The sequence below is a fragment of the Endobacter medicaginis genome, assembly GCF_014192375.1.
Classification (GTDB): Bacteria; Pseudomonadota; Alphaproteobacteria; order Acetobacterales; family Acetobacteraceae; genus Endobacter; species Endobacter medicaginis.
Map to the genome: position 1 here is coordinate 213,112 of NZ_JACHXV010000005.1, position 19,729 is coordinate 232,840.

Sequence of the window (19,729 nt, forward strand, 5' to 3'; positions counted from 1 at the left end):
GAGTCCTATTCCTCGCCGCCGCCCTCGTCATTGGCGGTGTAGAGCACCTGCAGCACCACCAGCCACGGATAGCGCGTGTCGTAGGACTGGCCGTCCGGCCCGGAGATCATGCCCTTCGCGTCGACGGGCACATGCGTCATCGTCACCGCGTCATCGACATTGCCGCCGATGATCGAGATGCGTCCCGGCTGGCCGCGCGGCGCGGTCGCCACCACCAGACCGCAATGCGCCGGGAACGAACTGCGCGTCGGCAGGTCGGTGAAGCGCACCGCGCGCGCTCCGCCGCGCCCCGCACAGATCAGGTCGCCGAGGCTCGGCGCATACTCGCCCGGTGCCTGCGCGCGTACACCGCTTTCGGTGCCGGAGGCGGCGGCGTTGATGTAGGTGGCGTGGTTGGGCGAATAGGCGAAGCGGTCGCCGGCACCGGCGACGCGCATCACATAGGAGATGAACGCCGCCGACCAGGCGTAGTGCCCGTCATGTTCGAAGGCGAAAGGCGTGCCGGAACTGTTGTGCTTGCCGGTCCAGGAGGCCTCCGTCTCGTAGGGGTCCTGGCCGATCCACCAGTATTCGCCGACCCGCTCCCACAACCCCGGCAGCCGCTCCGGCTTGACCAGGGCGGAGGTCGGCTCGGGGCGTTCCTCGGGGTCGTCATCGTCGACGGGCTCGCCGAACAGGCGCCACTCGCGCATCGCGATCGCGACGGCATCGAGCCGGTTGAAGGGCACAAAATTGCGATTGGCGAAGTCCGGCACATGCGGGTTCTCCGCATAGGGCCCGGTCGTGCCGTTGCGATACTGCGCCGTCGGGGTGGGGATCGGCCGCGCGGAGACGTTCGCCTGCGTCGAGGGATCATCGCAGCCCGACAGCAGCATCGCCAGCCCCAGCGCCCCGCCGACGGCCGCCATGCGGGTGCGATGACGGGGGCGGGGCGAGGGGGGTGACACGGTCATGAACGTCCTCTGTCCGGCATGGTCCGTCCTGACCTACGGGGTGTGCGAACGTTTGAGAAGGGGATCGTATCGTTTCGCCGCGCTCAGGCGGCCGTCTGGCGCCGCTCGGGAAACAGCGACAGCAGCCCGGCCTCGCTGGCCGCGCACACGCCACGCTCGGTAATCAACCCGCTCACCAGACGTGCGGGCGTGACGTCGAAGGCGGGATTGGCCGCGCGGCTGCCGGGCGGAACCAGTCGGATGGTGCGAACCTCGCCCTCGCGGTCGACGTCGCCCGGGCCCACCAGCGGGCCGGTGATCGCGCCGACCTCGTCGGCATTGCGCTCCTCGATCTCGATCTCGCGCACGCCATCGCCGATGGTCCAGTCGATGGTGGTCGACGGCAGCGCGACCCAGAACGGCACGCCGTTGTCATGCGCCGCCAGCGCCTTGAGGTAGGTGCCAATCTTGTTGGCGACATCGCCCTGCCGCGTGACGCGGTCGGTGCCGACGATCACCGCATCGACCTTGCCGTGCTGCATCAGATGACCACCGGCATTGTCGGCGATCACCGTGTGCGGCACGCCATGACGACCGAGTTCCCAGGCCGTCAGCAGCGCGCCCTGATTGCGCGGCCGCGTCTCGTCGACCCAGACATGCACGTCGATGCCTTGGTCATGCGCCATGTAGATCGGCGCGAGCGCGGTGCCCCAGTCCACCGTGGCGATCCACCCGGCATTGCAGTGCGTCAGCACATCGACGCGATTGCCGCGCCTTGCGGCAATCTCGCTCAGCAATGACAGGCCGTTGCGGCCGATCGCCTCGTTCTGTGCGACGTCCTCGTCGCAGATCGCGGCCGCTTCGTCATAGGCGGCCTGCACGCGCGAGTGCGGCGCGACGCCGCGCAGGCGCGCAAGCATCCGCCCGATCGCCCAGCGCAGGTTGATCGCCGTCGGGCGTGTCTCGGCCAGCATCGCCGCCTCACGTTCCATCGCCGTATCGGACGCATCCTCGCGCAGCGCCAGCGCCAGCCCATAGGCGGCGACCGCGCCGATCAGCGGCGCGCCGCGGACCTGCATGGTGCGGATCGCATGCGCAACTTCGTCGGCGGTGCTCAGCCGCAGGACGTCGATCGACCAGGGCAGTCGCGTCTGGTCGAAGATGCGGACGGTCCACCCGTCCTGCGGATCCACCCAGACGCTGCGATAGGCGACGTTGTCGATTTTCATGTCACGGGCCCGGCTGTTTGCTGAACAGATCATCGCGATCGACACCTGCACGCGCGCTGTATTGCCGCGCAGTTCGATCCCGCCGGCGTTGTATGAGATCTTCGTCGCGTGCATTCAAGACCCTTGCCGCAGCGCACAATCGGACCGGATCGGTCAAGGAACTTTTTTCATCCCGTTGCTTTTTATTGACAGATATGGGTCGAAACGCCGAAGAGCGATTCAAGACTTGGAAACGCAGCATTTACGCCGATTCGCAAGCAGTGTCGCGCCGTCGTGCTTCGTGGCCCTGTCCGCCTCGATCCAAGACTGTCACAGCAAGAAGGCTTAGTCATGAGCAACGATCTTCCCAAGGAAGGCCGGCAGGCGCAGGCATTGGCAGTGCGCGCGTCGACCCGTCGCGCACCTGCCAAGGCGACGACGCGTCCGACCGCCACCCGCACTGCGCGTGCCACGGCCAAACCGGCGAAGGCGGTGACGAAAAAGCCTGTGGCGAAGAAGGCTGCCGCACCCAAGGTGACCACAACCAGGGCCAGGACGGCGAAAGCGGCGCCGAAGACGGCCGCGGCGAAGACAGCAGCAAAACCGGCTGCAAGGAAGACGACCACGAGGACCGCCGCGGCGGCAAAGGTCGCCACCACACGCAAGACGGCGGCCCGCAAGGCGCCGGCTGTCAGGAGCGCGACCACGAGGTCGGCAACGGCCAAGGCGCCGGCGCGCAAGGTCGCAGCCAAGCGAACGACGACGAAGAGTGCAGCGTCGAAGTCTGCTGCCACCAAGGGCACGGCGGCCCGCAAGGCGGCCTCTGCAAAGGTCGTGACCCGCAGGGCTGCCACCACACGGAAGACGACGTCGGCGACCAAGCGCAAGAGTGCCGCGACGAAAGCCCGCACCGCTCCGAAGGCCGCGCCTGCGCGTAGCCGGGTCGCGACGCCGTCGCGTGCGGCAGCGAAAACACCGCGTGCCGCGGCGAAGGCTGCGACCCCCGCGCGCAAGACCGCGACCAGGCCCTCGACGACATCCCGCGCTGCCCCCAAGGCGGCGAGCTCGGCAAGGCGCACCCCTGCGACGCCGAAGCCTACGGTCAAGGCCACCGCGAAAAAGACGCCGGCGACGGCACGCAAGCGCACGCCGCGGGTCGCCAAGACCCCGGCCGTCGAAGAGTCCTACAGCACCGCCCCGGTCACTGAAGTTCTGGTGACCACCGTACCTGAAGACGTCTGATTGAAAGTGGACATGGGCGATCCTGCCCATGTCCACCAACGCCACCGGTGAGTACCATCGGCACCGGTGCGTTGCGAGGAGGCTTACCGAACAGCCACTACGGTTTTTTGCAGGGCTGACAGTGCGATACGGTTCTCGGATGTCATCCGGTCGGAGAACTGTCGTATGCCAAGCTCGACAGCAGCGGTATCTCCCGCGCGCGTCGCTGCTTCAAGGTAACGCAAGACAATCTCCTGGTCCGCGGCGGGCAGCGCATCACGGGGGGCTGCGTTGGGCAGCAACCCCTGCCACGACGTCTCCGCCTCCGACCAGCGTGCTGTTTTTGTCTGGCAGAGCGCACGCAGTCGTGAGATCTCTCGGTCGTGATCCCCGCTCGCAGACTGCGTCATTCGATCGAGACTCTGCAGCGCACCTGCACAGTCGCCAGCGCGCATGGCGATCTGGGCCTGCAGGACGATAATCGGGTTCGGCAGGTTTGACTGCGCGTCCTGCGCCGCACTCAGTGCCGCCCGAGCACCTTCGATGTCGCCAAGATCGACAAGCCCCTTGACCCGGGTGGTCAGGATACGCAGGCGCAGGTCAACGTCAGTCGTCGCATCGGATGACGGCAGCACTTCGATCGCCTTGCGAGCGAGCCCGCCGCGCAACAGCGCCTCCGCCAACATCACCCGGGTCCGCGGGTCGCTCGAGCCCTGACGCTCCAACAGTTTCGCGCATTTCAGCAGCTGGCTGTCCCAAGCGACCAGATCCTTCGGTTCATCCCCGGTGGCCAGCGCCTGCACCAGGTGCAGCAGCAATTCATTCGTTCCGCCTGCTGACGCGGGGAGCAGGCTCAGTGCATCGAGCGCTTGGTCGAACTGTCCCGCCTGCAGGCGTAATTCGGCGAGATCGCGTGCCCAGGCATCCTCGTCGCCGGCCATGCGTGCTGCGAACACCAGCGGCTCGAGCCGATCGGCCGCTTGGCGCGCATCCATTTCATGGCGGCGGACGCGATAATCGATATCCAGTTTCTCGGCGCGGTAGGCGACGACCGGGTCACGATCGCGGGTCAATCTGTCGAGCCCGTCGAGGGGGCCGGCAAGATCATTTCCGCGCGCCTGCGCCTGTGCCTTCGCCAGCCGCAATGTGTCATCGTCGGGTAGATGCTGCAGCCAGCTCAGCTCCTGCCCGGTGCCGCAGGCCGAAAGCGCCTCGCCGGCCGCCGGCAGCAGTCGCTCGCGCAACGGTGCCGGATAATCGGACAGGAGCTGCACAGCCTGCTGCAATCGGCTGCATCTCTCTCCGGCCGGTGGATCGCGCTGCCAGCCGGCCAGCGCGCGCCAACTCGCTGCCTCGTCGCTCCTGTCGGCAAAGGCGGAGTTGGCCGCCTCTGTCGATGCGCGCGTCGTCTCTAAGGGGAAATGTTCGAGGAGCTGCGCTGCTTCATCGATCATGGCGATCCGGCGTTGCTCGTTCGAGTCGCCGGGAGTCTGCCATGCCTGGGCCTGATGAACGAAATAAAGCGCTTGCCATCCGTTCCCGGCACCGAGCGCCGCCTCGGCTGCCTCGATCAGCATGGCGCGTGACGGCGCGGCATGCTGGCGCAGCAGGGTCTGCGCTTGTTCGAGACGCTGGCGTGCCTGCAATGCGTCCATATGCGGCAGATCCAGAACGTGCGTCATGGCGTCAGCGGGCAGCAAGCCCGTGGCGTCTCCACCCCATGGCCGAACGATCGCACCGTCCGCCTGGCGGTCAAGCCGGACCGCATCCCCAGCTTCCGCCAGAATGATCCCAAGTTCTGTCCCCGGCACCATCGCGGCGGGTGATCGAGACGGATCAGCTACACGCCCGAAGCGCTCGTCACCTGCGGTTTCGATCAGCAAGTCTTGGCCCGTGATAGGGTCGCGTGCAGCAACCACGCGACCCGGGTGGCCTGCATGGAGGCGCAGTGCTCCGTCCGCACGGTCAAGCGTGATGGTGGGTGGCGCATCGCAAGGCGCAGACGTCGCACGTGACAGCAGCCAGCCAGTCTCGACCCTGCACAGGCGAAGATCGGAGCCACTGGCCATCATCAATCTGAGCAGCATCGCATTCGCCGAGCGCTCGACCGTCGCGCTCACAAAGAGGCCATGATCCGGCGGCAGCGCGAGTTCGGCTGCGGTGTCGAGATAGACTAGGAACAGGTCGCCGTGTCGTAGCATGGCCGCACCCACCTCGGGGCCGAACGGCAGCAGCATGCCCGCCCCTGGGGGTTGCGGCCGCGGCCGTTCTGATCGTGCGGCGGTTTGCGCATGTCCGCCTGTTGAATCGGAATCCCCGCTCCGCGTCTCAGTGGGCGCCAGACTCGTCGTCGCAGCCCGGGGCGTCGAAACGGCGTTGGATACAGTCGCGACAAATCCCTCAGGCAGACCAGGCAGCAGCCCTGCGTCGGCCGGCGATCCGGGCGTCGTAACTTTGGCACTTGCGGCAAGGTCGAGATCGTTTGTCGCAGGGGCGACGAAGACGAGATGTGCGCCCGCGACAGCGGCATGTCTGGCGTCGGTATCTGCATACGGCAAGGCCGAACCGTCGTCCGTCTGAGCCGGGAATGCCATTGCCGGGCCGCCCAGGAAAACACCAGCGGCGATCGCGACCAGGCATGACAAGTTCCTGCGGCGCCGATGGCGGTCGCATCTGCATTCAGACATCGCAGAAAATCTTCTCGATCTTGTCACGCAGTGTCTCGGCATTGAACGGCTTGACGATATAGGTGGAGACGCCGGCCTGCTTGGCGGCAACCACACGGTCCAGATTGCCCTCGGCAGTCACCATGATGAATGGCAGATGCCGCAAAGTCGGTTCCCGGCGGACTTCACGGAGCAGATCGAGGCCCGAGACCGGCGCCATGTTCCAGTCGCTGATCACAAAGTCATAGCGGTTCTGGCGAAGTTTGCGCAGGGCCTCGTTGCCGTCGGAGGCCTCGTCGACATCGTGAAGGTCAATCTGTTTGAGCAACGACCGGATGATCCGCAGCATGGTTTTGTAGTCATCGACAATCAGGACCTGCATGTTCTGGTCAAACATACTTGCTCGCGCCTTATTGTCCCGTAGGAGACTGGACGTCTGTCGCAGGCTTGGCAGCGGCCGTCTGGGCGGCACTCTCCCCGCTTGCGACGGGTGCCGGACGCGCATTCGACTGACTCAGCGCAAGCATCTGCGTGGCAATCCGAGCCCGCTCGGGCTGCATGACCGCAAGGATTGCGGCTGCCTTACGGACATTCATGTGGTCCACGATGTTGACCAGCAGCCGGGGTTCGGTCACGTCGAAAATACCGGCAGCACTCTTCGGAGCCATGGCCTCGTACATTTTGGCGAGGTTGGTCCACGTCTCTGCGTCGACATCGGCGCGCCTGCTCTCGGCACTATCGACGGCTTTCTGGCGCTGCGCGAGGTCATCGAGCTTCTGTTGCAGACGGCTCTGGGCGGTGTTCAGAACATCGTCGCGCGCATCCGCGGCCGGACTGCGCAAGGCAAGCTCCTGGCGTTGCCGTGCGAGCTCATCGGCGAGTTCATGCTCGTCTGACGCGGGCGGCTGAGCGGACGCAGGAGCTGCGCCAGGCTTGCCCTGACTTGTCGCCGGGCCGGCAGGTGAGGGCGCCAACCGGGCAGGCAGTCCCGTCAGTGCATCAGACGCCCGGACACTATCGCCTGGAGCTGCCGGTGCGCGCCCGTCCGACTTGCCGTCGGTCGCCGACTGCAGCAGCGCGGTTGCTGCATAGACGATACCGGCAGATTTGCAGACCAGAAGAGCAAAGAGGGCGAGCATGGTCAAAGGGAGCGGCCGTATCGCCGGCAGTCGGTTGCTCATCGTCATCTCGCAAGTTTCAAGGCGCGGAGGAGATCGCGTTCGGCCTCGCTGCGCACCCGCTCGCGATCGTCGGCGTCACTCCGCGCGAGCGAAGGCGCCGCGGCCTGAAACTGCGTGAGCGGCTGCGGCGAAGCCTGGTGTAAAGGCTGGACTGGCACGGCAGCATTCGTCTCGCCCGGTCGGCCATGGCGCAACAGACCTTCCATCCTGTCGGCGACCTGCTCGGCGCGGTCGGCGAGAAAGATCAGATCATCCTTAAGGGCCTTGGCCTGGTCGATGTGACGCACGATCTGGCGTCCCGCTCCTTCGGACGCGGCCCGCAGGCGTTCGATGCCGCGTTCCGCCTGATGTGTACTGTCGTTGAAGCCGGTAATCAGCGCCTCTAGGGCGGTGCGGTCGCGTCGCAGCACGCCAAGTGCGCGCTGAAGGCGGCTGACATGCAGCAGGGTGACAAGAAGAAGCACGACAACGGCCCCCTCAAGACCCCATTGGAGCATACTCATCTCGCCTCCCTCAGCTTCTGCGCGATTCAACGTGGCCGGACTGCCGGAGCAGTGGAGTCCCGATACGCACCGCGACCCGATCCTTGCGCCGTCCGACCTGGCCTTTGAACAGGCCGATGGGTCCGCAGCGCAGCGTGACGCCGACATCGCTTCCCCGACCCAGGATGATGGTGCTGCCCGGTTGCAGTGCGAGGATGTCACTCAGACGCATGGTCTGCTCATCCAAAAGGACATCGAGCTCGACTTCCGTGCCCCACAGCTCATCGGCGAGGTGGTTCTCCCAGATCGAGTCACGGCCGAATTTCTCGCCCATGAACTGCTGCAGCAGCAGTTCGCGAACCGGCTCGAGCGTCGCATATGGCAGCAGCAGCTCGATGCGGCCGCCGCGGTCCTCGATATCGATATCGAGTCGTGCCAGCACCGTGGCGTTCGACAGCCGGGAAACGGCCGCCAGTCGCGGGTTGACCTCCAGTCGTTCGAAGCGAAAATTGATCGGGCAGAGAGGCTCGAAGCTCGTCGACAGATCTGCGAGAACGATATGGATCATTCGCTCGATCAGGCCGCGCTCGATCGTCGTGTAGGGGCGTCCCTCGATCCGCGTCGCCCCCGAGCCGCGCCGCCCCCCCAGCAGGACGTCGACGATGGAGTAGATCATGGTCGAATCGATGACCAGTAGTCCGTAGTTCTCCCACTCTTCCGCCTTGAAGACGGCGAGCATGGCCGGGAGCGCAATAGTGTCGAGGTAGTCACCAAACCGCAACGAACTGACGGTATCGATCGAGACCTCGACATTGTCGTTTGTGAAATTGCGCAGACTGGTCGACATGATCCGGACCAGCCGGTCGAACACGATCTCCAGCATCGGCAGACGCTCGTAGGAGATCAGGCCGGAGTTGATGATCCGCTGCATGCCGGACGAGCGGTCCGTCTCGCCGGGTGTCACCTCGAAGCCCATCAGGCTGTCGATCTCGGCCTGATTGAGTACCCGTCCCGCGCCCTCGCCGTCGTCGGGCAGCGCCTGCGGCCCCCAGTCTGCCTCGGCTGGCGTGTCGGAGCTGCCGCTCATTGGACGAGCAATTCTGAAAACAGCACATCGGTAATGTGCGCCGGTGCAATCGTTACCGATATCCTGTTGAGCAGGGCGGTACGCAGCCGGTAGGTGCCCTCCGCGCCACGCAGATCATCGGCGGTGACTGCACGCAGATACGTCTGGATGGTGTCGGTGACCTGCGGGACCAGCTTCTCGGCAGCTATGCGGTCGTCCGGGCTGGGGAGCACCAAGCGCGCATGAAGCTTGATGAATCGCGTGCGCTGACTGCCCGTATCGAGGTTGGTGACGATGTCGGGGATCTCCAGTAGCGCTGGCGCGACCGCCAGCTTGGGCGCTTCGTGTCCCGCCTTGTGGGCGAACAGGCCCGCTTTCCAGGCCCCGCCGAGCCCGAGCGCGACGACGACAAGTGCCGCTGCACCCATGATCAGCCATTTGGGCCTCTTTTTTGCCGCCGGATTTTCCGAGGCTTGTTCCGACATGTCCGCTTCCATCATCTGGCACCCCCAGCGGGTGTGGCGGTCATTGTGGAGCAAGAAGGTTAACGAGCCGTTTCCCCAGCGATGGCCGTTTCACGCTCCGGCGGTAAGTATTTGGTAGCAATCGTCTGCCAACATGCCCCGGAAGCCCTCCGTTGAGGAAACCGGCATGGATAACCCGACCTACATCACGCTCTCGCGCCTGGTTGCCCAGCAGAGATCCATCGACGTGACCGCAAACAACATCGCCAATGCGAATACCGCCGGCTTCAAGTCGGAACGCATGCTTTTCTCCGACTGGATCTCGCGCCAGGACCATGGCGCCGCGCCGATCCAGTTCGTCCAGGACCGTGCAACCTATCGCCAGCAGCAGGAAGGCGCGTTGACGCAGACCGGGAACCCGCTCGACTTCGCCGTGCAGGGAAGCGGGTATTTTACGGTCCAGACCGATGCCGGCCTGCGCCTGACCCGCGCCGGACAATTCACGCTGCGCTCCGACGGAACCATCACCGATGCCACCGGTAATGCCCTGCTCGACGACGCGCGACGTCCGATCTCGGTTGCCGCCGGCGATACTCGGCTCAGCATGTCGGCAGACGGTGTGCTCAGCAGTGAGAACGGACGGATCGCACGGATCGGTATCGTTTCGGTGGCCGACCCCGCGCAAATCAAAGGCGAGGGCGGCGGGTTGCTCAATCCCGGTAACGCGACACTCGACACGATTGCCGCACCCAAGGTCGTTCAAGGCGCCATCGAGAGCAGCAACGTCCAGCCCGTGCTTGAGATGACGCGCATGATGCGCGAGCAGCGGGAGTTCGAATTCACGACGCAGTTCGTGCAGTCGGAAGCGACGCGTGAACAGAGCGCGATCGATGCGCTGACCAGACAGACGACCTGAGAACAGCACGGAAGAGCAGGCAGATGCGATCTCTCGATATTGCAGCTACGGGCATGCAGGCCCAGCAGACAAATGTCGACGTCATTTCCAACAATATCGCAAACATGAGCACCACCGGCTTCAAGCGCCGGCGTGCGGAGTTCCAGGATCTGATCTACCAGGATCTGCGTCGTGTCGGCTCCAGCAGCTCCGACAACAACACGGTGCTGCCGTCCGGTGCCCAGGTCGGGCTCGGCGTCAAGACCGGTGCGGTCTATCGCATCAATGAACAGGGTAACCTCCAGCAGACGTCGAACAGCCTCGATGTGGCGATCCAGGGCAATGGCTACTTCCAGATCACATTGCCCTCCGGTGACACTGCCTACACACGCGATGGTACGTTCGGCCTGGCGGCCGACGGAACGATCGTGACGTCGAGCGGATATGCGGTGGCGCCCGGAATCGTCGTGCCTGCAAATGCCCAGAGCATCACCATCAACGCCTCCGGCCAGGTGCAGGCGTCGATTGCAGGCCAGACCGCGCCGTCCACCCTCGGCCAGATACAGCTGGCCGGATTCGCCAATGAGGCTGGGCTCGATGCCCAGGGTGACAACCTCTTTCTGCAGACCGCAGCATCGGGCAATCCTGTGACCGGCGCGCCGGGTTCTCCAGGGTTCGGCAGCGTGATGCAGGGCTTCGTCGAGAGCTCGAACGTCAACGTTGTGAGCGAAATGACGAGCCTGATCACGGCGCAGCGCGCGTATGAAATGAACAGTCGTGTCATCACGGCATCGAACGAGATGCTGCAGACCCTGACGAACCTGCGATGAGCGCATCGACGAGACTTCTGATCGCGACTTCGACCTTCGTCTGCGCGTTCCTCGCTGGGGGCGCCGCCGCCGCGGAAATCAACCACCGTGGCACTGTCGTCGGCCCGACCGTACGTCTGTCGGATCTGTTCATCGGGCTCGAGCCCGGTCAGGACTGCGACATTGGTCCTGCGCCCGGTCCCGGGCGAAGCATCTCGGTAGGCGCCGAACAGATCGCGGCGATTGCTGAGCAGTTCGGGGTCGATCTCGCCGTGAGGCCCACGACGCGTCTGAGTCTGACACGGTCTGGACGCCCCTTGCGGGACGTTGCCTTCGACAAGCCCCTGCGCGAGGCGCTGATCGGGGCTGGCGCGCCAAGTGACATGCATATTCGCCTCGATCCGTTCGTCGCACCGATGGTCGCGCTCGACGATCATGCCGAGCCTGCGGTGGAGCAGTTCGATTACGATCCTCGGCAAGGGCGTTTCGCGGCGCGACTGCAGATCGGCACCGATGGCGACGGCAGCAGTGCCGTCCGTCTGACCGGACATATTGAGCGTGATGTGACCGTCACGGTGGCGGTGCATGACATGCAGGCAGGCGAGACACTGGGGCCGGCCGATCTCAGGCTAGATACCGTTTCGCAGCGTCCGGGACCGGCTGAGGACCGGTTTGCTGAGGACCCGGGCGCTCTCATCGGCCTTTCGCTTCGTCGTCCGGTCGTGGCCGGGCAGCCGCTGCGTGCGCAAGACACCATCCGCCTGCCATTGGTGCGCCGCGGCGCTGGCGTTCGCGTATCGCTGGTAAGCGGCGGACTGACACTTGGGACCACGATGCAGGCTATGCAGGGTGGTGCGGTCGGCGATGAGATCCGTCTGGTCAATCCATCGTCCGGCGCGATCATCGTGGCCCGTGTGCGATCCGACGGCTCGGCGGAAGCACAGCCCGGCTCGATGCCGATCGGAGTGGCCAGGCCGGGTCAGATTCTCCAGAGCGCCGGCGGCGCGGCTGGTTTTGGCACGACGATCGCTGACATGCGCGGGGGGGCGGGCCTGTGACCAAATCGAGGATTTCACTGCTGATCTGCTGCGTCACCCTGTCGGGCTGCGGGGTCGCGGACAGACTGTCCGATATTGGCAGGCCGCCGGCGATGACCCAGATGTCCGATCCGACCCAGGCCCCCGATTACCGACCGCTGACGATGCCGATGCCGCCGCTCCAGGCATCGCCCACCGAAATTGCCAGCCTCTGGCGCCCCGGCAGCCGCGCATTCTTCAAGGATGAGCGTGCTGCGCAGGTGGGTGACATCCTGACCATCCTGGTCAACATCACCGATGCCGCGACCGTCAACGACAATACCACCGCCAGTCGGACAGGCTCCGAGGGGCTGGGGGTTCCAAGCCTGTTCGGCCTGACCAGCAAACTCAAGATTCTGGAGGCAGCGACCGGCCAGGACCTTGTCTCGACCAACAGCAACAACGCCAATGCCGGCACCGGCAAGATATCCCGTGCCGAGGTCGTGACACTGCGTCTCGCGGGTGTGGTGACGCAGGTACTGCCGAACGGCAATCTCGTGATTGCCGCACGACAGGAGATGCGGGTCAACAGCGAATTACGTGTCCTGCTTGTTTCGGGGATCGTCCGTCCACAGGATATTGGTGCGGACAACACCATCACCCATGACCGGTTGGCAGAAGCGCGTATTTCATACGGTGGCAAGGGCCAGCTGACCGATCTGCAGACCCCGCGCTACGGCCAACAGCTCATGGACATCCTGCTGCCGTTCTGACGCAGCACATCACGAGCCAAGGTTCGGGACGCTTCAATCGTCCCGATGGACCTTCTCGAAGCGCTCGTGGCGCTCTTGCGCCTCGATCGACAGTGTGGCGATCGGCCGGGCCTCGAGTCGGCGCAGGCCGATTGGTTCTCCGGTGTCCTCGCAGTAGCCGTAGGTACCCAGTTCGATGCGTTGCAAAGCAAGATCGATCTTGCCGACCAGCTTGCGGGCTCGATCTCGGGTGCGAAGTTCGAGGGCACGGTCGGTCTCGACGCTGGCTCGATCGGTGATGTCCGCCTCGTGGATGCCGCCCTCGGAGAGGCTGGCCAGCGTACCGCCGGCCTCGCGCAACAAGTCCGACTTCCAGCGCAGCAGCTTCTGCCGGAAATACTCGACCTGTAACGAGTTCATGAACTCTTCGCTGTCGGTCGGGCGGTAATCGGGCGGAAGCGTAATCATACAGCGAAGTTCCTCAGTCGCCGCGGCGGTTCGCGGTCTCGACACCCAGATTTCGCGGCTTATAGCCACGCCGGGGCGTGTCGCCAAGCAAAGAATCCGGCCGTCATCACCCTGTCACAAGGCCCCTTTGGGCGAATGGCGGGCCAACTCGACTGCGACCCGAAGACGCAGCAGGCTGATCAGCCCGGCCTGGGCGTCGTCGGAAGGTGGGGGGAGAGCTTCGAGTTGCCGCGTGAGATCTCCGAGGGTGGCAGCCGGGTCGGTACCTGACAACAGGCTGCGCTGGAGGTGGACAAGTGTCGATAACAGGTCTTCGCTCGCCTCCTTGAGCCCCGTGCGCGACAGGGCGACGGGAGGACCAGCATCGATTTCCTGGAGTCCGAGCAGGCTGTGCAAAGGCGGGGGAGGCTGGGCCACGGTGACAGGATCATTGCTCGTCTCCGGGCCGAGGGCGCGGGCGAACGCGCAACCGGCGCCCGGCCGCGATCTGCGAGTGCCTTCGTCGCGGCGAATGGGGGGGAGTCCATAGATCGTCATGTCGGCGGCACTCACGTTGACGATTTATTCGTAAATCGATGCCTAATCTTGGCCGGTAAAGATTGATGATTGGCAAACGCCGTGCCTGGTTTTCGAGTCGCTGCTGCCTGCATGCTCGCCCTGTCGATGCTGCTCCCCGTCTGCGGGGCGGCGGCCGAGGAGGTCCGGATCAAGGACATCGTCGATGTGGAGGGCGTGCGGTCCAACCAATTGATCGGTTACGGCCTGGTGGTCGGCCTCAATCAGACCGGCGACCGGCTGAACAATGCCCTGTTCACCCGCGAATCGCTGATCAGCATGCTCGAGCGGCTCGGCGTCAACGTTCGGGCCCAGCAGGCGCAGCTTCAGACGCGCGATATCGCTGCGGTCATGGTGACCGCCGACCTGCCGGCCTTCGCACATGGAGGGTCCCGCATTGACGTCACGGTGTCGGCGACCGGCGATGCGACCGATCTTTCGGGTGGCACGTTGCTCGTCACCCCCCTGATGGCCGCCAATGGCGACGTCTATGCCGTTGCACAGGGCTCGGTGGTCAGCAGTGCCTTCTCGGCGAAGGGCGCCGCCGCCTCCGTCACACGCAATATCCCAACCTCGGCCCGGATCGCCAACGGGGCAATCGTGGAACGCGAGGTGCCGGTCGATCTGCGTGAGCGGCCCCTGCTGCATCTGTCGCTGCGCAATCCGGATCTCACGACCGGGCGTCGTGTGGCGCTGACCATCAATCGCGACCTTGGCAGCCCGGTTGCCGAGGTCGAGGATCCCCGCACGATCAGCCTCAATCTCAGCGGCCGTGACGTGATCGAGACGCTCGCGCGCATCGAGGATCTGATGGTGGTCCCCGATACCGAGGCCATGGTGGTGGTGGACGAGGCGAGCGGCACGATCGTGATGGGCGACAACGTGCGGATCAGTACAGTGGCGATCGCCCAGGGGAACCTGACCGTGCAGGTCACGGAGGCGCCGCTGGTGTCACAGCCGGCGCCGTTCGGCAACGGGCAGACCGCGGTCGTTCCGCGCACCAACGTCAAGGTCAGTACCGATGCGGGACACAAGCTCGGCATCCTGCCGTCGGGCCCCACCCTGCGCGATCTGGTCAGCGGAATGAACGCACTTGGTGTCGGCCCGCGCGACATGATCAGCATCCTGCAGACGATCAAGGCAGCCGGAGCGTTGCAAGCCAATATGGTGGTTCGATGACGCGGCCGGTTTCGGGCGGTGCGGCCGCTGCGCCCCTGCCTGATGCCCAATTGCCGTCCGGGCAGGCCGAGCGACTGCGCAAGGCGGCTGGAGCGTTCGAGACGATGGCGATCGGGGAGATGCTGAAGCCGATTTTCGAGACCGCCGACAATGCAGACGGTCCGTTTGGTGGCGGAGCGGGCGAGAAGATGTTCCGTCCGATGATCGTCGAGCAGATCGCCGGCTCGGTTGAGGCTGCAGGAGGGCTTGGTCTTTCAGACATCATCTACAGGCAGATGCTACAGGCGCAGGAGCGTAAATGACGATGGCGTCGCTGAGTGACCTCGCGAGGAAGCTGTACGACATCCTGGTCATCGAGAACCAGGCGCTGAGGGACGTTGATTTCAGGACGGCGGGGCAGATCTTGCCGCACAAGCAGGCGTGCATCGATGCCCTGGTCGCGGCGCGCCAGCAGACGTCTGAAGCGCATGGATTGCTGGCTGATGGCGTGGTGCGTCTCGAGCGTGCCCTGGAGGAAAACCGCTTGCTTTTGCAGCGCGCGATGCAGGTCCAGTCGCGAATCATGAGCCTGCTCGCGCAGGCGGCCCGATCGGACGCTCCGATGGGAACCGCCTACGGGGCCCGGGGCGGGTATAGCCAGGGCGATGGGGCTTCTCGGGCGATGGCGATCCATAAGCGTATCTGATCTGAGGGGTGCTTTCGGTTCCACTTGCAAAATGTTATTCAAGGGGGTGACGTTGCGTCCGCTCCCGCCGGGCGGCGAGGCGGAGGAGGTGTGGCCGGGTCATGAGTTTTGCCAGTATCCGGAGCTTTGCCTTCCTCGGTGTCGACGCGATGGCGGTCGATGTGCAGGTTCAGATCTCGAATGGCTTGCCGGCCTTTCTCATCGTCGGTTTGCCGGACAAGGCGGTTGCCGAAGCGCGCGAGCGGGTGCGGGCGGCGTTTTCGGCAATGAGCCTGTCGTTGCCGCCGAAGCGCATCCTGGTCAATCTCGCCCCCGCGGACCTCCAAAAGGAGGGTTCGCACTTCGATCTGCCGATCGCGCTTGGCGTGCTGGCGGCGATGGAGATGCTGCCGCGGAGCGAGCTTGCCGAGTATGCCGCACTCGGCGAACTGGCGCTCAACGGCGCAATCGCCCCGGTCAATGGCGTGCTGCCGGCAGCGATGGCCGCCTATGGCGACGGGCTCGGGCTGATCTGCCCGGCGCGCCAGGGTTCGGAGGCTGGTTGGGCCGGAGAATTGCGCATTCTGGCAGCGCCGGATCTGGTGTCATTGCTCAATCACTTCCGCGGTGACCAGGTATTGTCGCCACCGGCTCCGGGTGTCGCGGCCGAGGAGCCGGTGCAACCGGATCTCGCCGATATCCGTGGGATGGAGACGGCTCGACGGGCGCTGGAAATTGCGGCTTGTGGCGGGCATCACCTGTTGCTGATCGGGCCTCCCGGGGCCGGAAAATCGATGCTTGCGGCGCGTCTGCCGGGCTTGCTGCCCGATCTGACGCCGCTGGAGGCGCTCGAAGTCAGTATTGTGCACAGCGTGGCCGGAACATTCGAGGGTCGTCCGCAGCGCCGGCCACCTTTCAGGGAACCGCACCATTCGGCCTCTGCCGCGGCGATGTCGGGGGGAGGGCCGCGGGCGAAGCCGGGGGAAATCAGTCTCGCGCATAACGGCGTTCTTTTTCTGGACGAGTTGCCCGAGTTTCCGCGTCAGGCGATCGAGACGCTGCGGCAACCGATCGAGACCGGTTCCACCACCGTGGCGCGGGCCGCGGCGCATGTGACCTATCCTGCACGGTTTCAGCTGGTGACGGCGATGAATCCGTGCCGATGCGGTTATCTTGGCGACGCGGACCGGGAGTGCCGAAAGGCACCGCGTTGCGGAGAGGAGTATCTGGCCAGGATCAGCGGTCCGATGCTCGATCGTATCGATCTCAGTGTGCAGGTCGCACCGGTCGCGCCGATCGAACTCGCTCGGGCGCCGCGTGGCGAGAGCAGTGCTGTGGTGGCGGCCCGGGTGGCGTCTGCACGGGCCATCCAGCAGGCGAGGCATCCGGGCGTTCGCAATGCCGCGGCGCAGATCGAGCAGCTTCCGATGGCGGATGAGGCGCGAACGCTCGCCGAGGAGGCCGCCGAGCACATGCGCCTCTCGGCGCGCGGTTATACGCGCCTGCTCCGCGTCGCGCGCAGCATCGCCGATCTCGCCGGTATCGAATCCACCCAGCGCATGCATGTGGCCGAGGCGCTGGCGTTTCGCCATCGCATTCCCGGACGACAGTAGCGGATCCGGCCAGCGGCGGATTTCAGACGCGCGAGGGATGGCCCAGGCGGCATTCATGGCGGTCTGCGTTCGGTTCAGGGGATCAGGCGAGCGGCGAGGGCAGCCGCCAGCGCGGTCGGCATCGCCACCGCGCCGCAGCGCAGGAACGTCCAGAACCCGACCGCCTCGCCCTCGCGGCGGATCGCCTGGAGCCACAGAATGGTGGCCAGCGAGCCGGTCACCGAGAGGTTGGGGCCAAGATCGACGCCGATCAGCAGCGCATCCACGATCGTATCAGGAGGCTGCGCCTGCGCGATCGCCGAACTTGCGACCAGCCCGGCGGGCAGGTTGTTGACCAGGTTGCAGGCGAGTGCGAGCACGCTGCCGGCAAGGGCGGCCTGCTGGCGGGGATCAGCCATTGGTGTGCGCAGGAGGTCGGCCATATGGCCGGTCACCCCGGTCAGCTTCAGCGCCTCCACCAGCACGAACAGCCCGGCGACCAGCGGCAGCAGGCCCCAGGACACGCTCCGGACGAGCCTGAGCGGGGAGTTGCGGGTCAGCGCGCAGACGCCGAGCGCGGTCAGCGTGCCGGCAAGCGCGGTGGGAGCGCCGAGCGGGCGGTCCAGGGCGGAGATGACGACCAGCAGCAGCGCCGTCAGGCCGATGCCTACCAGCGCCATCACGCCACCGCGCGACAGTCGGGGCGTCTCTTCGGGCACCGTGCAGCGCCCGCCGATGCGTCGTCGATACAGCAGCCGCAGCACGGCGTAGGTCGCCCCGATCGCGGCGAGCGAGGGGAGAGTGAACGAGTCGAGCCAGGCGCCGAGCGGCGGCATGTGACCGCCATACATGACCAGGTTGGCCGGATTGGAGATCGGCAGCACGAAGCTCGCCGCGTTGGCGATCAGCGCGCAGGCCAGCAGCAGCGGCAGTGCGTCCGCCTCGGCATGGCGTGCGGCGGCAAACACCGCCGGGGTGAGGACCACGGCGGTGGCATCGTTCGACATCAGCACGGTGACGATCGCCCCGGTGCCGAACACCAGCGTGAAGAGGCGCGGGCGCGACCCGCCGGCAAGCCGGGCCGCACAGGCGGCCACCCAGTCGAACAGTCCCTGCGCGCGCGCCGCCTCGCTGAGCAGCATCATCCCGGCGAGGAACAGATAGACATCGCCGCCCCTGCCGATCGCGCCGATCGCCGCTCCGACCGGCACCCTGCCGGTCGCGACCAGCAGCGTGGCGCCGACGACCGCCCAGATCCATTCCGGCCAGCCCAGCGGGCGCAGGATCACGCAGGCGGTGGCGACGGCGCAGATCGCCCAGATGAGCAAGACACTCATGCAAGGGCCCGGCCTCGCGCCCGTCGTCCGCCTTGCCTGCGCAGCACAGACGCGCCGCCGGCCCACAGCGCGACCGAGATCAGCGCAAAGCCGCCAAGCAGCATGAAGGCGCGCGGATAGCCCAGCATCTGCGCCAGCCAGCCGCCCAGCGCCGGCGACAGGCTCGCACCGACATTCTGCACCGTGATCACCGCTCCCTGGCCGACATTGACCCGCCCGGTGCCGTCGAGCAGCCGTGCCACCAGCCCGGGCACCGCGACGCTCTGCAGACCCGCAGCGATCCCGTCGAGCATCTGCACCGGCCACACGCCCCAATGGGTGATCAGATGCCCGGCGATCACGCCGCGCAGCGGCAGCACGGCGAAAGAGACCAGCAGCGCCAGCCAGTAGCCGCCGGTGCGCCGGGCCATGCGGGTCGCCACGAAGGCCGCGACGATCATCACCCCCTGCGCGACCATCACCGTCTCGGCGGTGAACATCGCCGCATCGGCATGGCGCGACGAGACCACCGCCATGCCGTAGAGCGGCAGCATCGCGCCGTTGCCGAGATGGAAACAGGCCAGACATACCGCCAGCAGCAGCATCGGGCGGTTGCGCAACAGCTCGCGGAAGCCCTCGGCCTGTCCCTCATCGCCGTCATCGGCCGCGTTCCCCTCCAGCCCGCGCGCCGCGCGATGGTCGATCGCCGCGGCCGGGATCGACAGCACGGAGACGATCGACAGCACCGCGAACAGCGCGGCGAGCCAGAAGATCGCCACCATGCCGAATTGCCAGCCCAGCCAGCCCGACAGTCCGGCGCCGAGCACGTTGCCGGCATGGTTGAACATCTGGTTGCGGCCGTTCTGTCCGATGAATCCGGCCTGCCGCACCACGCCGAGGGTGAGGCCGGTCACCGCCGGCCCGATCGCCGCCCCCGCCACCGCGCTTGCCACCTGGCTCAGCGCCACCACCCAGCCCGACTGCGAGACCAGCACCAGACAGGAGGCCAGAACGGTGCAGCTTCCCGTGACCACCACGACCAGCCGCTTGCGATGCGTGTGGTCGATGAACGCGCCAGCCGGGGCGGTCATCAGCATCCCGGCGACGCCGCCCAGGGTCAGCACCGAGCCGATCGGCCCGGTGCTCCAGCCATGAGCCAGCAGGAACACCCCGAGAAACGGGCCGATGCCGGACTGCATGTCGGCCATGAAGAAATTCAGCGCCAGGAGCCCACGCTGCGCTCGCCGCATCTGCCGGTCCTGT

General features: G+C 65.9%; 21 protein-coding genes. 8 read left to right on the plus strand and 13 right to left on the minus strand.

Features of this window, described 5'->3' with window-relative positions; all coding sequences use genetic code 11:
- Positions 1 to 5: 5 nt before the first annotated feature.
- The 9 genes from FHR90_RS08490 to FHR90_RS08530 all read right to left on the minus strand — a co-directional run bounded on the left by FHR90_RS08490 (position 6) and on the right by FHR90_RS08530 (position 9,241).
- The gene (locus FHR90_RS08490) at positions 6 to 875 is read right to left on the minus strand and encodes a DUF2272 domain-containing protein (RefSeq protein WP_176624343.1); all 870 of its coding nucleotides are present in this window, start codon (positions 873 to 875) and stop codon (positions 6 to 8) included.
- A 161-nt stretch (positions 876 to 1,036) separates the two neighbouring features.
- Positions 1,037 to 2,161, minus strand: a complete 1,125-nt coding sequence (gene mtnA / locus FHR90_RS08495) for an S-methyl-5-thioribose-1-phosphate isomerase (RefSeq protein WP_176624335.1) — start codon at positions 2,159 to 2,161, stop codon at positions 1,037 to 1,039.
- A gap of 182 nt (positions 2,162 to 2,343) precedes the next feature.
- Positions 2,344 to 3,303, minus strand: coding sequence for a hypothetical protein (locus FHR90_RS08500; protein ID WP_183275047.1), 960 nt, complete (start codon positions 3,301 to 3,303; stop codon positions 2,344 to 2,346).
- A 162-nt stretch (positions 3,304 to 3,465) separates the two neighbouring features.
- Positions 3,466 to 5,598 (minus strand): tetratricopeptide repeat protein, encoded by a 2,133-nt coding sequence (locus FHR90_RS08505; RefSeq protein ID WP_176622033.1) that lies wholly within the window; start codon positions 5,596 to 5,598, stop codon positions 3,466 to 3,468.
- Between the two features lie 442 nt (positions 5,599 to 6,040).
- Complete coding sequence (locus FHR90_RS08510; protein WP_176622032.1) at positions 6,041 to 6,424, minus strand: response regulator; 384 nt, start codon at positions 6,422 to 6,424, stop codon at positions 6,041 to 6,043.
- Between the two features lie 13 nt (positions 6,425 to 6,437).
- Positions 6,438 to 7,214, minus strand: a complete 777-nt coding sequence (locus FHR90_RS08515; protein WP_183275048.1) for a MotE family protein — start codon at positions 7,212 to 7,214, stop codon at positions 6,438 to 6,440.
- A complete protein-coding gene (locus FHR90_RS08520) occupies positions 7,211 to 7,711 on the minus strand; it encodes a DUF6468 domain-containing protein (protein WP_176622030.1) in 501 nt (166 codons plus the stop codon). The genes FHR90_RS08515 and FHR90_RS08520 overlap by 4 nt, the downstream gene beginning before the upstream one ends.
- Positions 7,712 to 7,721: 10 nt before the next feature.
- The gene (fliM, locus tag FHR90_RS08525; RefSeq protein ID WP_176622029.1) at positions 7,722 to 8,777 is read right to left on the minus strand and encodes a flagellar motor switch protein FliM; all 1,056 of its coding nucleotides are present in this window, start codon (positions 8,775 to 8,777) and stop codon (positions 7,722 to 7,724) included.
- Positions 8,774 to 9,241 (minus strand): flagellar basal body-associated FliL family protein, encoded by a 468-nt coding sequence (locus FHR90_RS08530; protein ID WP_183275049.1) that lies wholly within the window; start codon positions 9,239 to 9,241, stop codon positions 8,774 to 8,776. Before FHR90_RS08530 ends, fliM begins: the two co-directional genes overlap by 4 nt.
- A gap of 166 nt (positions 9,242 to 9,407) precedes the next feature.
- Here FHR90_RS08530 and flgF point away from each other — a divergent pair, with 166 nt between their 5' ends.
- From flgF to flgH, 4 genes are read left to right on the plus strand one after another with little or no spacing between them, the layout of a single operon-like run.
- Positions 9,408 to 10,136: a flagellar basal-body rod protein FlgF gene (gene flgF / locus FHR90_RS08535; RefSeq protein ID WP_176622027.1), complete on the plus strand. Its 729-nt coding sequence runs from the start codon at positions 9,408 to 9,410 to the stop codon at positions 10,134 to 10,136.
- 23 nt (positions 10,137 to 10,159) lie between these two features.
- Complete coding sequence (gene flgG, locus FHR90_RS08540) at positions 10,160 to 10,945, plus strand: flagellar basal-body rod protein FlgG (RefSeq protein ID WP_176622026.1); 786 nt, start codon at positions 10,160 to 10,162, stop codon at positions 10,943 to 10,945.
- Positions 10,942 to 11,982 (plus strand): flagellar basal body P-ring formation chaperone FlgA, encoded by a 1,041-nt coding sequence (gene flgA / locus FHR90_RS08545; protein ID WP_176622025.1) that lies wholly within the window; start codon positions 10,942 to 10,944, stop codon positions 11,980 to 11,982. Before flgG ends, flgA begins: the two co-directional genes overlap by 4 nt.
- Positions 11,983 to 11,993: 11 nt before the next feature.
- Positions 11,994 to 12,713, plus strand: coding sequence for a flagellar basal body L-ring protein FlgH (flgH, locus tag FHR90_RS08550; RefSeq protein ID WP_266152830.1), 720 nt, complete (start codon positions 11,994 to 11,996; stop codon positions 12,711 to 12,713).
- 33 nt (positions 12,714 to 12,746) lie between these two features.
- Here the strand turns inward: flgH and dksA are convergent, their stop codons facing one another.
- Together dksA and FHR90_RS08560 are read right to left on the minus strand one after the other, a co-directional pair.
- Positions 12,747 to 13,160 (minus strand): RNA polymerase-binding protein DksA, encoded by a 414-nt coding sequence (gene dksA / locus FHR90_RS08555; protein WP_176622023.1) that lies wholly within the window; start codon positions 13,158 to 13,160, stop codon positions 12,747 to 12,749.
- A gap of 114 nt (positions 13,161 to 13,274) precedes the next feature.
- Complete coding sequence (locus FHR90_RS08560) at positions 13,275 to 13,712, minus strand: flagellar assembly protein FliX (RefSeq protein ID WP_176622022.1); 438 nt, start codon at positions 13,710 to 13,712, stop codon at positions 13,275 to 13,277.
- A gap of 96 nt (positions 13,713 to 13,808) precedes the next feature.
- Between FHR90_RS08560 and FHR90_RS08565 the strand changes: the two genes are divergently transcribed.
- From FHR90_RS08565 to FHR90_RS08580, 4 genes are all read left to right on the plus strand, one after another.
- Positions 13,809 to 14,894 carry a flagellar basal body P-ring protein FlgI gene (locus tag FHR90_RS08565; protein ID WP_176622021.1) on the plus strand — a complete coding sequence of 362 codons (1,086 nt, stop codon included), beginning with the start codon at positions 13,809 to 13,811 and terminating at the stop codon, positions 14,892 to 14,894.
- A complete protein-coding gene (locus tag FHR90_RS08570; RefSeq protein ID WP_176622020.1) occupies positions 14,891 to 15,196 on the plus strand; it encodes a rod-binding protein in 306 nt (101 codons plus the stop codon). The genes FHR90_RS08565 and FHR90_RS08570 overlap by 4 nt, the downstream gene beginning before the upstream one ends.
- The gene (locus FHR90_RS08575; protein WP_176622019.1) at positions 15,193 to 15,579 is read left to right on the plus strand and encodes a hypothetical protein; all 387 of its coding nucleotides are present in this window, start codon (positions 15,193 to 15,195) and stop codon (positions 15,577 to 15,579) included. The genes FHR90_RS08570 and FHR90_RS08575 overlap by 4 nt, the downstream gene beginning before the upstream one ends.
- 101 nt (positions 15,580 to 15,680) lie before the next feature.
- Positions 15,681 to 17,171, plus strand: coding sequence for a YifB family Mg chelatase-like AAA ATPase (locus FHR90_RS08580; protein WP_176622018.1), 1,491 nt, complete (start codon positions 15,681 to 15,683; stop codon positions 17,169 to 17,171).
- 74 nt (positions 17,172 to 17,245) lie between these two features.
- Here the strand turns inward: FHR90_RS08580 and FHR90_RS08585 are convergent, their stop codons facing one another.
- Both FHR90_RS08585 and FHR90_RS08590 read right to left on the minus strand, forming a co-directional pair.
- The gene (locus FHR90_RS08585) at positions 17,246 to 18,487 is read right to left on the minus strand and encodes an arsenic transporter (protein ID WP_183275050.1); all 1,242 of its coding nucleotides are present in this window, start codon (positions 18,485 to 18,487) and stop codon (positions 17,246 to 17,248) included.
- Positions 18,484 to 19,716 carry an MFS transporter gene (locus tag FHR90_RS08590; protein ID WP_218062152.1) on the minus strand — a complete coding sequence of 411 codons (1,233 nt, stop codon included), beginning with the start codon at positions 19,714 to 19,716 and terminating at the stop codon, positions 18,484 to 18,486. The genes FHR90_RS08585 and FHR90_RS08590 overlap by 4 nt, the downstream gene beginning before the upstream one ends.
- Positions 19,717 to 19,729 lie beyond the last annotated feature (13 nt).

What these genes read in the sequence shown, in the direction of transcription:
- FHR90_RS08490 (WP_176624343.1), bottom strand. Translation starts at nt 875, where the DNA reads ATGCTGCTGTCGGGCTGCGATGATCCCTCGACGCAGGCGAACGTCTCC.
- mtnA (WP_176624335.1), bottom strand. Translation starts at nt 2,161, where the DNA reads ATGAAAATCGACAACGTCGCCTATCGCAGCGTCTGGGTGGATCCGCAG.
- FHR90_RS08505 (WP_176622033.1), bottom strand. Translation starts at nt 5,598, where the DNA reads ATGCTGCTGCCGTTCGGCCCCGAGGTGGGTGCGGCCATGCTACGACAC.
- FHR90_RS08510 (WP_176622032.1), bottom strand. Translation starts at nt 6,424, where the DNA reads ATGTTTGACCAGAACATGCAGGTCCTGATTGTCGATGACTACAAAACC.
- FHR90_RS08515 (WP_183275048.1), bottom strand. Translation starts at nt 7,214, where the DNA reads ATGACGATGAGCAACCGACTGCCGGCGATACGGCCGCTCCCTTTGACC.
- FHR90_RS08520 (WP_176622030.1), bottom strand. Translation starts at nt 7,711, where the DNA reads ATGAGTATGCTCCAATGGGGTCTTGAGGGGGCCGTTGTCGTGCTTCTT.
- fliM (WP_176622029.1), bottom strand. Translation starts at nt 8,777, where the DNA reads ATGAGCGGCAGCTCCGACACGCCAGCCGAGGCAGACTGGGGGCCGCAG.
- FHR90_RS08530 (WP_183275049.1), bottom strand. Translation starts at nt 9,241, where the DNA reads ATGTCGGAACAAGCCTCGGAAAATCCGGCGGCAAAAAAGAGGCCCAAA.
- flgF (WP_176622027.1), top strand. Translation starts at nt 9,408, where the DNA reads ATGGATAACCCGACCTACATCACGCTCTCGCGCCTGGTTGCCCAGCAG.
- flgG (WP_176622026.1), top strand. Translation starts at nt 10,160, where the DNA reads ATGCGATCTCTCGATATTGCAGCTACGGGCATGCAGGCCCAGCAGACA.
- flgA (WP_176622025.1), top strand. Translation starts at nt 10,942, where the DNA reads ATGAGCGCATCGACGAGACTTCTGATCGCGACTTCGACCTTCGTCTGC.
- dksA (WP_176622023.1), bottom strand. Translation starts at nt 13,160, where the DNA reads ATGATTACGCTTCCGCCCGATTACCGCCCGACCGACAGCGAAGAGTTC.
- FHR90_RS08565 (WP_176622021.1), top strand. Translation starts at nt 13,809, where the DNA reads ATGCTCGCCCTGTCGATGCTGCTCCCCGTCTGCGGGGCGGCGGCCGAG.
- FHR90_RS08570 (WP_176622020.1), top strand. Translation starts at nt 14,891, where the DNA reads ATGACGCGGCCGGTTTCGGGCGGTGCGGCCGCTGCGCCCCTGCCTGAT.
- FHR90_RS08575 (WP_176622019.1), top strand. Translation starts at nt 15,193, where the DNA reads ATGACGATGGCGTCGCTGAGTGACCTCGCGAGGAAGCTGTACGACATC.
- FHR90_RS08580 (WP_176622018.1), top strand. Translation starts at nt 15,681, where the DNA reads ATGAGTTTTGCCAGTATCCGGAGCTTTGCCTTCCTCGGTGTCGACGCG.
- FHR90_RS08585 (WP_183275050.1), bottom strand. Translation starts at nt 18,487, where the DNA reads ATGAGTGTCTTGCTCATCTGGGCGATCTGCGCCGTCGCCACCGCCTGC.
- FHR90_RS08590 (WP_218062152.1), bottom strand. Translation starts at nt 19,716, where the DNA reads ATGCGGCGAGCGCAGCGTGGGCTCCTGGCGCTGAATTTCTTCATGGCC.